Below are 12,315 nucleotides of genomic sequence, written 5' to 3'. Positions count from 1 at the left end.
GCGGGGCGCTCACTTGGGGGCGTGCTGCCCCAGGTAGAACAACAGGGTGATGAAACCGGCGATGAAGTGGGTGACGAAGACGTAGACGAGGACGCGCAACAGCACCGCCCGCTGCTTGTACTTCTCCGCCCCCGTGTCCTTGCCGCCGCCGGCCGCGGTGCTCACGCGGCGCCGCCCGCCGTGCCGGGCGCGGGCACCGCGGCCCCCTCGTCGGTCTGCCGCAGCTCGGCCAGCAGGTCCTGCTGGCCGGTGAGCAGTTCCGTGAGGATCCGGCGGGCGGCCCGCAGCAGTTCCGCGACATCACCGCCGGCCAGCTCGTACACCACGGTGGAGCCGCTGCGCGTGGCGGTCACGATGCCGGAGCGGCGCAGCACGGCGAGCTGCTGGGAGAGGCTCGAGGGTTCGATCTCGATCGCGTTGAGCAGGTCCCGCACCGGCTTGGGGCCGTCCTGCAGGAGCTCCAGGACGCGGATGCGCACAGGATGCCCGAGCATGCGGAAGAACTCCGCCTTGGCCTGGTAGAGCGGCACCTGCACTCCGACCACCCCACCTTCTGAAGAGACTTGCAAAATGAAGAACTCTTCAATCCTAGTCCACGGCGGGCCCACGGCCGCCGGCTGGCCGGAGGAGCCGGAGGCCGGGATGAGAGGCTTTCACCCGCAGTTCGCCACGGACGAGGAGCAATCAGTGATCGACGACGACCGCGTGGGCCCGCCCCTTCTCGGCGGCGAGCGCGAGACCCTCCGGGCCTTCCTCGACTACCATCGCGCCACGCTGGCCATGAAGTGCGAGGGACTCACGGACGAGGAACTGCGGCAGCGCTCGATGCCCCCGTCCACGCTGTCGCTGCTCGGCCTCGTCCGGCACATGGCGGAGGTCGAACGCGCCTGGTTCCGCCGGGTGTTCGAGGATCACGACGCGCCCATGGTCTGGTCCGACAGGATCGACTTCCAGGCGGCCTACGACGCGAGCGCGTCCACCCGCGCCGAGGCATTCGCGGCGTGGGAGGCCGAGGTGGAGAACTCCCGGCGCATCGAGAGGGAGGCCGGGTCACTGGACCTGGCCGGGCACCAGCCGCGCTGGGGCGAGGACGTGTCCCTGCGGATGGTCATGGTGCACGTGCTGCTGGAGTACGGCCGCCACAACGGGCACGCGGACTTCCTGCGCGAGGGCGTCGACGGCACCGTGGGCGCCTGACCGGCGGGGCACGCCGTCAGGGCACGGGCCGCATGCCCGCGCCGTACGCGGTGCGGTGGCCGGGGACGACGACCCGCGCCGCCGGGGACTCGCGGCGGACCTGGGCGGCGTGCGGCACGCCTCCGGCCCCGAGTTCCTGCCGGACCTGGTCGCGGCGGGCCACGGCATCGCCTTCGGCCAGGGGCCGGCGGCCCGCGAGGCGCACGGGCCACCCCGTCCGTGGCCGGTGGTGTTCGAGCGAGGGGGCGGGCACCCGCGGCCCGGGCGGGGTGGCCGTTCGAGCGGACGCCGGAGAAGCTGGGCGTGGGGGAAGAGCGCGAACGCGGGGCGAGTGGACCGAGGTGATCACCGATGGCGGACGAGAGCGTGAACTACCCGGGTCCGATCGTCCCGGTCGGGCACGTCGAGCCCGTCCCGCGGCGCATCCGGGCGCTGGTCGGCGGCCGTCCCGTCTTCGACACCCGGCACGCCCTGTACGTGTGGGAGTGGCCCGGCTACCCGCAGTACAGCATCCCGCTGCGGGACCTGGCCGACGGCGTGCTGACCGACGACGGCCGGATCGGCCGACTGGGCCCCGGGCCAGCGCGGCGCCATTCGCTGCGCGTCGGGTCCGAGGTCCGGGAGGGCGTGGCATGGGTCTGGGACGAAGGGGCCCCGGAGCCGCTCCTGGGCACGGCCCGCTTCCGCTGGGAGGCGCTCGACGCCTGGTACGAGGAGGACGAGCAGGTCTTCGTGCACCCGAGGAGCCCCTACACCCGGGTGGACGCGCTGCGCTCCTCCAGCAGCGTCCGCGTGGAGGTGGACGGCACAGTCCTGGCGGACGCGCCGACCTGCGTGACGCTGTTCGAGACCGGTCTGCCGACCCGCTACTACGTCTCCCGGGTGCACGTGGACTGGACCCGGCTGCGCCCCACCGACACGGTGACGCGCTGCCCGTACAAGGGAACGACCAGCGGCTACTGGTCGTTCGGCAGCGAGGTCACCACCCACGCCGACCTCGCATGGACGTACGACTTCCCGACGGTGGCGTGCGCCCCCATCGCGGGCATGGTCGCGTTCTACAACGAGCACGTCGACCTGTACGTCGACGGATCGCCGCTCCCGCGGCCCACCGCCCTGTCGCGCGCCGTGTGGGACAGGCAGCGCCGCGCCCGCCCCTGAGGCCCCGCCGCGCCGCGCCGCGTCCCGCCCGGGGCGGGCGTGGCCTGCCCGGGGCGGGCGTGGCCTGCCCGGGGCGGGCGTGGCCTGCCGGGCCGGGCCGCCGGATTAGGCTGTTGCGCATGACCGTGGTGGTGGAAGTGGTGCAGCTCCTGGTGTCGCCCGCGCACCGGTACATGGGGCGGCCGTCCGAGGGGCCGTCCGCGGCGCACGAGGGCGAGCTGGTGCGGAGCGCCGAGGTGCGCAAGGGCCTGGGGATCGTGGGCGACCGCTACTACGCGCGGCCGGCCCATCGCGACGCCGCGATCACCCTCATGGCGGCGGAGAGTCTGCCACTGGACATCAACCCCGCGACGGACCTCCGGCACACCCGCCGCAACGTCCTGCTCCGCGGTGTCGACATCGATGCGTACGTGGGCTCGACCGTGTCGCTGGACACGGGCGCCGGGCCCGTCCTGCTGGCCGTGCGGCGCCCCGCCAGACCGTGCGCCTGGATGGACGCCGTCATCGGGCCCGGCGCGCAGCGCGCGTTGCGGGGCAAGGGCGGGGTGCGGTGCACGCCCCTCACCGACGGCGTACTGACGCTGGGGACGGCGGAGTTCGCGGTCGTCGCGGACGAACGGAAGGCCTCGTAACGGGGGCGTGTGGTCGGGCCCTCCGGGGTCGCGGCGGTGGGACCGCGTCCCGGTGGCACTCTCCGCCCTCCCGGCCCTGCTGCTCACCCGACACTCGGCGGTGCCGAACGCAGCCGGACGCCGGGGAAGCCTGCTGGAGACGTTCCTGCCGTGGCTCGGGCTGGGCGTTCCGGCTCTGCTGTGCACCGCCCTGCTGTGCCGCGCGGTTCCCGACGGCCCGGATCGACCAGATCATGGTCCGGTCCGCCACCGTCATCGACGTGCGTCCACTGCCCGCGACCGGGAGCGATCATCTGCCCGTCGCCGCCCGCATTCACTTCTGACGGTACGTCAGCAGGTATGTAAAGCCATGACCGAACCCATGTCGGCGCACGGGGCGGTGAACTGACGATCCATCAGCTTTGCCCCTCCAGGCGGGCGAGCTCACCGGTGCCTGCTGAAGCAAGATTAGCTGATGCTTCGTCACCCGGTTGGACATCTCTTCACATTTTTCTTATGCGCCCCTACCCATTGCCTCTGACCTGCGGAAATGCATCGAGCGATGCCACGGCCCCTCCCCATTCGGCCGTACACCACCGCCGGTCTCGGGGTGCGGAGCGGCTGCGGATGATCGCCATATAGGTCTCGAGGACGCGGTAGCAGTCGTGCCGGGGGCCACATCCCGCCTGCCCCGTCCACAAGGAGGTTCAGCTCCATGCGTGGTGCTCGCATCCTGGCGATGGCGACGATGACCGCTGCGGCGGTCGTCCTTCCGAACTCGCAGGCCTTCGCCGTGGTCGACGTCAACGTCGCCCAGAACGGACGATCCGTCACCGTCACCGCCAGCTCCGAGGTTTGCCAAGCGCCCGGCGCGATGGTGAACGCCAACGCCTTCCCCTCCGGCCTGCTGCGCAACGCCCTGTCCCTGAACGCGACCACCCCGGGCGGTCCGCTGACGGGCACGTTCACCATCCCCGACGACGCTCCGGCGAACACGTACACCATCACCGTCAGCTGCATGATCGGCCCGAAATCCGACCAGGGCAGCGTCGGCACCCTCACCGTGCCCGCCGGAAGCAGCACGACCGGTGACCGCGACGGCGGCACGACGACCGACAACCCCAGCACCGTCCCGGACGACGGCCACGACAACGGAGACGACGAGTACGGCGACGACTACGAGGACGACTACGGCAACTACGGCCGCGGCCGGGACAAGTGCTCCTGGTGGGGCGGCGGGCACGGGCGCGGCGGCCACGGCCGCGGTGACGACCGGGGCGACCGCGGGGACCGCGGCGACGACCAAGGCGACGACCACGGGCGCGGCGGCTACGGGGACCGGGGTGGCTACGGCGACCACGGCGGTTACGGCGACCGGAACCGCGACCACGGCCGCAAGTGCTACAAGCGCCACCACGGCCGCGGCTACGGCCGCGACTACGACCGCGACAACGACCGCGACTACGGCTCGCCCGACACGGGCCTCGGCGGCTCCACCGGGATGAACGTCACCGAGAGCCTCACCGGTGCGTCCCTCCTCGTCACCGCGGCCGCCGGCGGCGTGTACTTCCTGCGCCGGCGTCGCGAGAACCGCGGCGAGGCCTGATCGACCCCGCATCACCCCGTACGGCACTCCGCCCCGGGCCCGGACACGGGCCCGGGGCGGGCCGCTGTCCGCCCCCCTCCCGGACCCTGACGCAACCCGCTCGGTGCCCGGCGCGGTTCACTCCTCCGGCCTAAGCGGACCGTCCGGCCGGACACGCTGCGTGGTGCACTGATCACGCACCGCAAGGTGAACGAGAGGCGTGGTGATGAAGGCAGAGCGCTCCCCCGGCCGAATATCCCGCACGTCCCGCCGCAGGTTCCACGGGGCACTCGCCGTGCTCGGCACCTGCGCGATGCTGCTGACCGCCTGTACGGCCACGCACCCGCGGCGGACCGCCGCGCAGGCTCCCGCCGGAGCGGCGGGCACCGCCGCCGCGGCCGTGCCGCCCGGTCCGGCCCGCCACTACCGGCAGAAGCTCGCCTGGAAGCGCTGCGCGGACAAGCCGTCGTTCCAGTGCACCACCCTCAGCGCCCCGCTGGACTACGCCCACCCGGAAGCGGGCGACATCCGCCTGGCCGCCACCCGGCTGAAGTCCACGGGAAGCGGCGCGGAACGCATCGGCTCCCTGCTCTTCAACCCCGGTGGCCCCGGCGCCCCGGCCATCACCTCGCTCTGGTCCTACGCCGGCGCCTTCTCGCCCGCCGTGCGCGCCGCCTACGACCTCGTCGCGGTCGACCCGCGCGGGGTCGGCGGCAGCACCCCGGTGGACTGCGGCACCGGCGCGGCCGGCAGCCCGCTGGGGCTGCGCGCGCCGCGCGCGCTCCGCGCGGACGACGCGCCGCACTTCCTGGCGGCGGACGAGGCGGCCCGGGACACCGCCGCCGCGTGCGAGCGGCACGCCGGGCGCCTGCTGCCCCACGTCGGCACGCTCGACACGGCCCGTGACATGGAGCTGCTCCGCGTCCTGCTCGGCGACGAACAGCTGCACTTCCTCGGCTTCTCCTACGGCTCCTACCTCGGCGCGAGCTACGCCGGCCTCTTCCCGTCCCACGTGGGCCGCATGGTGCTCGACGGGGCCGTGGACCCCACCCTCGACGGCTACCACAGCCTCCTGGACCAGGCGCGGGGCTACCAGATCGCATGGGACGCCTTCGCGTCCGACTGCGCCGCTCGCCGCGGCTGCCCGGTCGGAGACTCCCCGAGGGCGGCGGGACACCTCCTGGACGACCTGGTGGACGCCCTGGACCGCACTCCGCTGCGGCAGGGCAAGGACGTCGTCGTCACCGGCGCCGACCTCCTCAACGCGGTCATCACGGGGCTCATGGCGCCGGAGTGGAAGACGCTGCGTGCCGCGCTGCGCGAGGTGCGGTCCGGCGAGAGCACCGCCGTGCGGCGACTCACCGGAGCCGAGGAGGACAACGGGCCGAGCGGCGACGCGTTCGTCGCGATCAGCTGCCTCAGCGGCACGCTCGGATCGCGCGCCACCCCCGCGCGGGCGCGGGGGTGGCTCCCCGAATTCGTCCGCGAGTCGCCCCAGTTCGGCGAGGTCTTCGCGGAACAGCTGTCGTCCTGCGCCCACTGGCCGGTCCCCGTGGACCAGCCGGCACGGCCGATCACCGCACCCGGCGCCGCCCCGATCCTGGTCGTCGGCACCACCCGCGACCCGGCGACCCCCTACGCCGAGGCCGAGGCGCTGGCCCGCCGGCTCTCCTCGGGCCACCTCCTCACCTACGACGGCGACGGGCACGCCGCCTACCTCAGGGCCGCCGACGACTGCGTCGACACCGCCGTCGGCCGCTATCTGACCAGCGGCCGGCTCCCGCCGGCCGGCAAGGTCTGCGCCTGACATCCCCGACAAGGGCTGGGGGGCGGTTCGGGGTGGACCCTGATGCCGTGGGGGCGGCACACACGATGTGCTGGAGGTCCTCGCCATCCCCGCATCCAGGAGGAGCCCCATGCCCGTACCGAGGGCGATCGCATGAGCGGCGGAGCGCTGTCCCTTGCGGCGGCCCTGCTGTCGGCGGTGTGCTACGCGACGGCGGCGGTCGCGCAGGAGCGGACGGCGGCCGCCGGGCGGACCCCGTCCGGCGCGCTGTGGACGCTGGCGGTGACGCTCCAGGCGGCCGGGGCGGGGCTGCACGCGGTCGCGCTGCGGTACGGCACCCTGACGGTGGTGCAGGCGCTGGGCGCCCTGACGTTGGTGCTCGCGCTGCCGCTGCACGCGGCGGTCGGCCGGCGCAGGGTGCGGTCACGGGAATGGCGCGGGGCGGGGATGACCGTACTGGGACTGCTGGCGCTCCTGCTGTCGACCGCGCCGCCCGGTGCGCAACGGGCGCTGGGAGGAGCCGAGTTGACACTGCTGGCCGCGGTGACCGGGGCGGGGGCCGTGGCACTGGTCCGGGCGCCGTGGGGGACCGGCCGACCCGTACTGCGCGGACTGCGGTTCGCCACGGCGGCGGGGGCGGCGTTCGGGATCGCCTCATGCCTGACCCAGAGCCTGACGGTGCACCTCGCCGAGCACGGGCTCGGCGCCGTCGTCACCGACCCGATGCTCGTGCCCGCGGCCGCGTGCACCGGCGCGCTGGCGATCGCCGGGATGGTGTGGTCGCAGGAGGCGTACCGCGGCGGGCTGGGTGCCGCGCTGGCCACGGTCACCCTCGCCAACCCCGTCGTCGCGGGATGCGTGGGCGTCCTGCTGCTCGGCGACGGCTTCCGGGGCGGTGCCGTGGGCCTCGCGGTGGCGCTCGCGGGGGCCGTGGCGGCCGTCCGGGGCGTGGTCGCCCTGTCCCGGCCGGCGCCCGCCGCGGCCCGTCGGCACCGGGTGCCCGCGCCCCGGACGGCATCGCCCGCGGTGGCGGAGTAGCCGATACCCCGGCGCGGCGGGGCCCGGCGGGTGCGGCATGTGCGCGGTCCGGTCGGGTCCGGGGCCGCGCGCCTCGTCCGAGGAGGGTCCCATGATGCTCCGCACCTGTGCCGCCGCACTGCCGCCCCGCCACCGCCCGTGCGCGCACACCCTCCCCCGGCTCGCCGCCACCGCGCTGATGGTCCTCGCCGTCCTCGCCTCCGTCTGCGTGGCGTTCGCCGTGCACCGGGCGGAGCGCGCGCACGCGCCGGCGGAACGGGACCACCGCCGCCTCGTCGAGGGCACCGCGCGCTGACCGCGACCGGAACGGTCCTCCAGGACCACGGCTTCCGGTCCACGCCCCCGGTACGCGCCGCGTGGGAGTACCCGCGCGGCCGTGCGCGCACCGGCGAGGTGCCGCCCGCGCGGCCCGTCGAGGCGGGCGAGCGGAGACGGACCGGGTGGACGACCGGGGCTCGCTCGCGCCCCGCACCACGGCGGGAGCGCGCGGCGCGGCCCTCGTGCTGGGTGTCGTGTGCTTCCTGCTCTGCTCCGGGGCTGCCTGGGGCGCGCACCACGCCGTCGCCGCCGTCCTGATGCGCGTCCGTCTGCGGACGTGGGAGCGGGAGTGGGCACGCGTCGAACCGGTGTGGTCCGGCAGGGCGGGCTGACCGGCCACTCGTCACCGCGCACGGCGGGTGACCGGCGTCAGTGGAACAGGCGAAGGACCCGCAGGCCGCGCTCGTGTTCCTCGCCCGGACCCGCCTTGAGTTCCTCCGGGGGCTTCCAGTCGGCGTGCAGGGCCGTCCAGAAGTCGGTCCACGCCTGGGTCTCCGTCGGCCCGCGGCCGACCGCGTCGGTCCCCGGGCAGGTGACGACGTAGCCGTCGCCGTCCTGCCGGATGGTCACCGCTGGCTCGACCACAGTCCACCTCGCGTTCCGGTGCACCCGAATCACGTCAAGGGTCACCCGGTCGGCGCCGGCGCGCAACACCGCTCCGCGTGGGCCGTCCGGGGGACCTCGGAGCAGGTCGGAGGCGGGTGAGCCAGGCCGTCACGGACGACACCCGGACCGCGGCCTCCTGTCCCCCGAAGAGGAGGACGAGGGCCGCCGCGGGCGCCAGCACCATCGCGGCGGCCGCCCGGGGACTCCTGGGGCCGGAGGGCGGCTCGCCTGCCGTGTCGTCCCGCTCCACCGGCTCCGTCACCCGGCCAGGGCCGCGCGGCGGAATCCGCCGGCGAGGTAGCGCAGGCGCCTGACCATGTAGGAGAAGACCGGGCGGAAGGCCGGGACGGTGCTCCCGGGCCGGTGGGTCGTGTCGCTCATCTCGGGGCGACCCTTCTGGACGTGCACGGTGTGCGTCGGGGTTGGCGTCAGTAGGGCAGGGGCTTTCCGGACGGGGTCCGCAGATCGATCGGAGGGCGTGACGGCGCCGGCTTCCTCGGTCGCTGTACGCGGATGCGGCGCATGGTCATCACTCCTTCGGAACCGCGGCCGTTTCCGGCCGGACGCTTCAGTCCTACGCCGGGGACCCTGGGGCCCGCGTCAGGGAACGCCCCTGAAGCCACCCCTATGCCCGGTTCCTCCCTCGTCTCTTGGAGTGACCGCGAGGTGTGCGGGAGTAGTCGCCGCTCAGGCGGCCCGCGCCAGCCTTTCTAAGTCGTTGCTTATATAAGTAGCTGGTGAGACAGTGGGGGACGTGCACGCATTCGACGTACTCGGGGATCCGGTGCGACGCCGCATATTGGAGCTCCTCGCCTCCGGGGAGCAGCCGTCCGGTGCGATCACGGAGGTGATCCGGGAGGAATTCGGCATCTCGCAGCCCGCCGTGTCCCAGCACCTGCGGGTGCTGCGGGAGAACGGCTTCGCCGTCGTACGGGCGGAGGGGACCCGGCGGCTCTACGCCGTCCAGGCCTCGCCGCTGCGCGAGGTGGACGCGTGGCTGGAGCGCTTCCGCGGTTTCTGGGAACAGCGGCTGGACGCGCTCGGCACGGAGCTCGCCCGCGGGCGCCGGGAGCGGCGCCTCGCACAGGAACAGCAGCGACCGGGGACGGGACAGGCCCAGGGCTCCGGGAAGGAACAGGAAGAGACGCCATGAAGGACATCGTCGACGAGATCAACGCCATCCACCGCGAGGTCGGCCGCAGGGAGGTCTCCGGCGAGGAGGCGCGCACGGTGCTCCTGCGCCGCACGTACGACGCCGCCGCCGAGGACGTGTGGGACGCCTGCACCACCGCGGAGCGGATCGGGCGCTGGTTCCTGCCGGTCAGCGGCGATCTGCGGCTCGGCGGCCGCTACCAGCTGCACGGCAACGCCGGCGGCGAGATCCTGCGCTGCGAGCCCCCGAAGCTGCTCCGGGTCAGCTGGGTCATGGGCGAGGCACCGGGGTTCAGCGAGGTGGAGGTGCGGCTGACCTCGCAGGGCGAGGAGCGGACGGTCCTGGAGCTGGAGCACGTCGCCGTGGTGCCGCCCGGGATGTGGGACCAGTTCGGGCCCGGCGCGGTCGGCGTCGGCTGGGATCTCGTCCTGCTCGGCCTCGGCATGCACCTGGCCGGGGGCGGGATCAGCCCCGAGCAGGCGGAGCAGTGGCAGTTCACGGACGAGGCACGAGAGTTCATGACCCGCAGCAGCCGGGCCTGGGGCGCGGCGTACGCCGCCTCGGGCGCCTCGGAGGAGACCGCGGCCGCCGCGGTGACCGCCACGACCGGATTCTACGTCCCGCCCCGTCCCGAGTAGGCCCCTTTGGCGGGCCCCTCCTCCGGATCGCTCCGCGCCGGACCCGGGCCCGCCCGGATGTTCGCCCCGGGTGGCTGTCCGGAGTGCTTGCCCCGCCCGCCCTCTCGGTTTAATGTTGCAACCGGGAGACGACATGCAGAAGAAGGACTTCAGTGACGGAGCGTGCCCGGTCGCACGCACCCTGGGCGTCGTGGGCGACTGGTGGTCGCTGCTGATCGTCAGGGACGCCCTGAACGGGGTGCGCCGGTTCAACGACTTCCAGCGCAGCCTGGGCTGCGCGAAGAACATCCTGAGCGCCCGCCTCGCCAAACTCGTGGAGCACGGGGTGCTGCGCACCGTGCCCGCCGCGGACGGAAGCCCGTACCGGGAGTACGAGCCCACCGAGGAGGGCAAGGGCCTGCGGCTGATCCTGCTCGCCCTGCGCCAGTGGGGCGAGGCCAACCTCTTCGAGCCCGGGGAGGAGCGGATGGGCATGGTCGACAAGGCGACCGGGCGACCGGTGGCCCCGCTGGAGGTGCGCGACGCCGACGGCCGCAGGCTCGGGCTCGACGACATCGAGATGCAGAGACTGCCCGGCTGACCGGTGCACCGCCCCGGTCCGGCGGCGAGCCGGGGGTGCCGGACCGCGACGGGGGAAACGCGGTCCGGCACCCACACCGCACGTCTGACCGCGACGGCGCGGTTCATGCACATCGGCACCCGTCGATCCGAGCCCTGCGAGCCGCCCGGACGCGGGACGCCCGCGGTCAGTGGCCGCCGGCCGCCGGTTCCAGGACGAAGACCGGGATCTCGCGCTCGGTCTTCTTCTGGTAGTCCGCGTAGTCGGGCCAGGCCTCGACCGCGCGGTCCCACCACTGGGCCTTCTCCTCGCCGAAGACCTCACGCGCCGTCATGTCCCAGCGCTCGGGGCCGTCCTGGAGCTCGACCCGGGGGTCGGCGACGACGTTGTGGTACCAGACCGGGTGCTTGGGGGCGCCGCCCAGCGAGGCGACCACGGCGTAGCGGCCGTCGTGCTCCACCCGCATCAGGGGGGACTTGCGGATCTTGCCGCTCTTCGCGCCGCGGGTCGTCAGGATGATCACGGGCTTGCCCCGCAGTGTGGTCCCGTCAGTGCCCCCGGAGCTCTCGTACCGCTCGACCTGCTCGCGCACCCAGCTCTCCGGGCTCGGTTCGTACTCGCCCACCAATGGCACGGGATCCTCCTCCGTCTCGGTCGTACTGTCGTTGCACATCCTCGCCTGCCCACGGTCGCGCGGCGACTCACCCCTTGGCGGCCGCGCGCACGCACCGGCACAATCCGGGGCGAGGAGATCACCGCGCGGGAACTCAACCGGGCCACGCTCAGCCGTCAGCTGCTGTTGCGACGCGAGTCGCTGGGCGTCGCCGAGGCGGTCCGCCGCGTGGTCGCCCTGCAGGCGCAGACCCCCGCGTCGCCGTATCTCGCGCTGTGGAACCGGCTCACCGCCTTCGAGCCGGCGGAGCTGGACGCGGCCTTCGCCGGCGGCGAGGTCGTCAAGGCGACGCAGATGCGGATCACGATGCACGCCGTGCACGCCGAGGACCATGGGGTCTTCCGCTCGGCGATGCAGCCGACGCTCTACATGGCACGGCCCGGCCACCGTTTCGCGGCGGCCGGGCACCCCCGCGGACGCCGGTCCGCGCGGTGCTGCGCGCGCTGGACGGCGCGGTGGAGCAGCTCAAGGGACCCGACGGCACGGCGCTGTTCGACGTCCCAGGCGCCCCGCGGCCGCCCGCGGACACGCCGGCCCCGCCCCGGCTGATGGCCATGTGGGACAGCGTCCTGCGGGCCCGTGCCGACCGCGGCCGGGTGATCCCCCCGGCCCTCCGCCCGCTGGTGACCCGAGCCAACGGGGACGTGCTGCCGACGCTGCTCGTCGACGGCTACGTCGCCGGCGTGTGGCGCCCGGCCGACGGCGGCGTCGCGGCGACGGCCTTCCACGACCTGGCGCCGGACGTGTGGGACGGACTCACCGCGGAGGCCCGCTCCCTGACGGCACTGCCGGCCGGCCGTAGACCCGCGGGTCTACAGCGCTACGACCACTGGTGGGCGAAACTCCCCCGCGCGCGGGTGCGGATCTCCCGGGCTTGGGCGTGCGGCCGGGCCGGGACACGGTCACCTCCGCGCCGGCGGAGCCGCGCTCGATCGCGGGAGAACGGGTGACGCATAGTGACGGCGAGGCAGGGCACACGCGGAGTCAGGA

General features: G+C 74.1%; 17 protein-coding genes and 2 pseudogenes. 13 read left to right on the top strand and 6 right to left on the bottom strand.

Going from position 1 to position 12,315, the window contains the following annotated elements; all coding sequences use genetic code 11:
• Positions 1-9 precede the first annotated feature (9 nt).
• Positions 10-165 (bottom strand): DUF6126 family protein, encoded by a 156-nt coding sequence (locus ACWDAS_RS16120; protein ID WP_450390525.1) that lies wholly within the window; start codon positions 163-165, stop codon positions 10-12.
• Positions 162-536, bottom strand: a complete 375-nt coding sequence (locus tag ACWDAS_RS16115) for an ArsR/SmtB family transcription factor (protein ID WP_450390664.1) — start codon at positions 534-536, stop codon at positions 162-164. The genes ACWDAS_RS16120 and ACWDAS_RS16115 overlap by 4 nt, the downstream gene beginning before the upstream one ends.
• Before the next feature lie 151 nt (positions 537-687).
• Between ACWDAS_RS16115 and ACWDAS_RS16110 the strand changes: the two genes are divergently transcribed.
• Positions 688-1,197 carry a DinB family protein gene (locus ACWDAS_RS16110; RefSeq protein WP_450390662.1) on the top strand — a complete coding sequence of 170 codons (510 nt, stop codon included), beginning with the start codon at positions 688-690 and terminating at the stop codon, positions 1,195-1,197.
• Positions 1,198-1,213: 16 nt separating this feature from the next.
• On the opposite strand, the gene ACWDAS_RS16105 is transcribed toward ACWDAS_RS16110, so the two are convergent.
• Positions 1,214-1,360: a hypothetical protein gene (locus tag ACWDAS_RS16105; RefSeq protein WP_450390522.1), complete on the bottom strand. Its 147-nt coding sequence runs from the start codon at positions 1,358-1,360 to the stop codon at positions 1,214-1,216.
• A 188-nt stretch (positions 1,361-1,548) separates the two neighbouring features.
• Here ACWDAS_RS16105 and ACWDAS_RS16100 point away from each other — a divergent pair, with 188 nt between their 5' ends.
• The 8 genes and pseudogenes from ACWDAS_RS16100 to ACWDAS_RS16065 all read left to right on the top strand — a co-directional run bounded on the left by ACWDAS_RS16100 (position 1,549) and on the right by ACWDAS_RS16065 (position 8,028).
• Entirely contained in the window at positions 1,549-2,358 is an 810-nt protein-coding gene (locus ACWDAS_RS16100) for a DUF427 domain-containing protein (RefSeq protein WP_450390519.1), read from the top strand.
• 119 nt (positions 2,359-2,477) lie between these two features.
• Positions 2,478-2,990 carry a molybdenum cofactor biosysynthesis protein gene (locus ACWDAS_RS16095; protein WP_450390517.1) on the top strand — a complete coding sequence of 171 codons (513 nt, stop codon included), beginning with the start codon at positions 2,478-2,480 and terminating at the stop codon, positions 2,988-2,990.
• Between the two features lie 200 nt (positions 2,991-3,190).
• Positions 3,191-3,313 (top strand): annotated as a pseudogene (locus tag ACWDAS_RS16090) (endonuclease/exonuclease/phosphatase family protein); the annotation flags it as partial.
• 371 nt (positions 3,314-3,684) lie between these two features.
• A complete protein-coding gene (locus tag ACWDAS_RS16085) occupies positions 3,685-4,575 on the top strand; it encodes an LPXTG cell wall anchor domain-containing protein (protein WP_450390514.1) in 891 nt (296 codons plus the stop codon).
• Between the two features lie 205 nt (positions 4,576-4,780).
• Complete coding sequence (locus ACWDAS_RS16080; RefSeq protein WP_450390659.1) at positions 4,781-6,361, top strand: alpha/beta hydrolase; 1,581 nt, start codon at positions 4,781-4,783, stop codon at positions 6,359-6,361.
• Positions 6,362-6,493: 132 nt separating this feature from the next.
• Entirely contained in the window at positions 6,494-7,378 is an 885-nt protein-coding gene (locus ACWDAS_RS16075) for a DMT family transporter (protein WP_450390511.1), read from the top strand.
• A 91-nt stretch (positions 7,379-7,469) separates the two neighbouring features.
• On the top strand, positions 7,470-7,673 hold the full coding sequence (locus tag ACWDAS_RS16070) for a hypothetical protein (protein WP_450390509.1): 204 nt from the start codon (positions 7,470-7,472) through the stop codon (positions 7,671-7,673).
• 145 nt (positions 7,674-7,818) lie between these two features.
• Positions 7,819-8,028, top strand: coding sequence for a hypothetical protein (locus ACWDAS_RS16065; RefSeq protein ID WP_450390507.1), 210 nt, complete (start codon positions 7,819-7,821; stop codon positions 8,026-8,028).
• A 37-nt stretch (positions 8,029-8,065) separates the two neighbouring features.
• Here ACWDAS_RS16065 and ACWDAS_RS16060 read toward each other — a convergent pair whose 3' ends face one another.
• Entirely contained in the window at positions 8,066-8,281 is a 216-nt protein-coding gene (locus ACWDAS_RS16060; RefSeq protein WP_450390504.1) for a hypothetical protein, read from the bottom strand.
• Positions 8,282-8,560: 279 nt separating this feature from the next.
• Positions 8,561-8,683 (bottom strand): hypothetical protein, encoded by a 123-nt coding sequence (locus ACWDAS_RS16055; protein WP_450390501.1) that lies wholly within the window; start codon positions 8,681-8,683, stop codon positions 8,561-8,563.
• A 364-nt stretch (positions 8,684-9,047) separates the two neighbouring features.
• Here ACWDAS_RS16055 and ACWDAS_RS16050 point away from each other — a divergent pair, with 364 nt between their 5' ends.
• The 3 genes from ACWDAS_RS16050 to ACWDAS_RS16040 all read left to right on the top strand — a co-directional run bounded on the left by ACWDAS_RS16050 (position 9,048) and on the right by ACWDAS_RS16040 (position 10,673).
• On the top strand, positions 9,048-9,455 hold the full coding sequence (locus tag ACWDAS_RS16050; RefSeq protein WP_450390498.1) for an ArsR/SmtB family transcription factor: 408 nt from the start codon (positions 9,048-9,050) through the stop codon (positions 9,453-9,455).
• Positions 9,452-10,093, top strand: coding sequence for an SRPBCC family protein (locus tag ACWDAS_RS16045; protein ID WP_450390495.1), 642 nt, complete (start codon positions 9,452-9,454; stop codon positions 10,091-10,093). The genes ACWDAS_RS16050 and ACWDAS_RS16045 overlap by 4 nt, the downstream gene beginning before the upstream one ends.
• Positions 10,094-10,226: 133 nt before the next feature.
• A complete protein-coding gene (locus ACWDAS_RS16040; protein ID WP_450390493.1) occupies positions 10,227-10,673 on the top strand; it encodes a winged helix-turn-helix transcriptional regulator in 447 nt (148 codons plus the stop codon).
• Between the two features lie 166 nt (positions 10,674-10,839).
• Here the strand turns inward: ACWDAS_RS16040 and ACWDAS_RS16035 are convergent, their stop codons facing one another.
• Positions 10,840-11,286: a nitroreductase family deazaflavin-dependent oxidoreductase gene (locus tag ACWDAS_RS16035; RefSeq protein WP_450390490.1), complete on the bottom strand. Its 447-nt coding sequence runs from the start codon at positions 11,284-11,286 to the stop codon at positions 10,840-10,842.
• 102 nt (positions 11,287-11,388) lie between these two features.
• On the opposite strand from ACWDAS_RS16035, the pseudogene ACWDAS_RS16030 reads away from it, so the two are divergent.
• Positions 11,389-12,191, top strand: a pseudogene (locus ACWDAS_RS16030) (DNA glycosylase AlkZ-like family protein); the annotation flags it as partial.
• Between the last annotated feature and the right edge of the window lie 124 nt (positions 12,192-12,315).

This window comes from Streptomyces sp. NPDC001070, assembly GCF_053598835.1.
Note: the sequence above shows the minus strand (reverse complement) of the source record. Positions and strands in the feature narration are given on the sequence as shown.

What these genes read in the sequence shown, in the direction of transcription:
- ACWDAS_RS16100 (WP_450390519.1), top strand. Translation starts at nt 1,549, where the DNA reads ATGGCGGACGAGAGCGTGAACTACCCGGGTCCGATCGTCCCGGTCGGG.
- ACWDAS_RS16095 (WP_450390517.1), top strand. Translation starts at nt 2,478, where the DNA reads ATGACCGTGGTGGTGGAAGTGGTGCAGCTCCTGGTGTCGCCCGCGCAC.
- ACWDAS_RS16085 (WP_450390514.1), top strand. Translation starts at nt 3,685, where the DNA reads ATGCGTGGTGCTCGCATCCTGGCGATGGCGACGATGACCGCTGCGGCG.
- ACWDAS_RS16080 (WP_450390659.1), top strand. Translation starts at nt 4,781, where the DNA reads ATGAAGGCAGAGCGCTCCCCCGGCCGAATATCCCGCACGTCCCGCCGC.
- ACWDAS_RS16075 (WP_450390511.1), top strand. Translation starts at nt 6,494, where the DNA reads ATGAGCGGCGGAGCGCTGTCCCTTGCGGCGGCCCTGCTGTCGGCGGTG.
- ACWDAS_RS16070 (WP_450390509.1), top strand. Translation starts at nt 7,470, where the DNA reads ATGATGCTCCGCACCTGTGCCGCCGCACTGCCGCCCCGCCACCGCCCG.
- ACWDAS_RS16055 (WP_450390501.1), bottom strand. Translation starts at nt 8,683, where the DNA reads ATGAGCGACACGACCCACCGGCCCGGGAGCACCGTCCCGGCCTTCCGC.
- ACWDAS_RS16045 (WP_450390495.1), top strand. Translation starts at nt 9,452, where the DNA reads ATGAAGGACATCGTCGACGAGATCAACGCCATCCACCGCGAGGTCGGC.
- ACWDAS_RS16040 (WP_450390493.1), top strand. Translation starts at nt 10,227, where the DNA reads ATGCAGAAGAAGGACTTCAGTGACGGAGCGTGCCCGGTCGCACGCACC.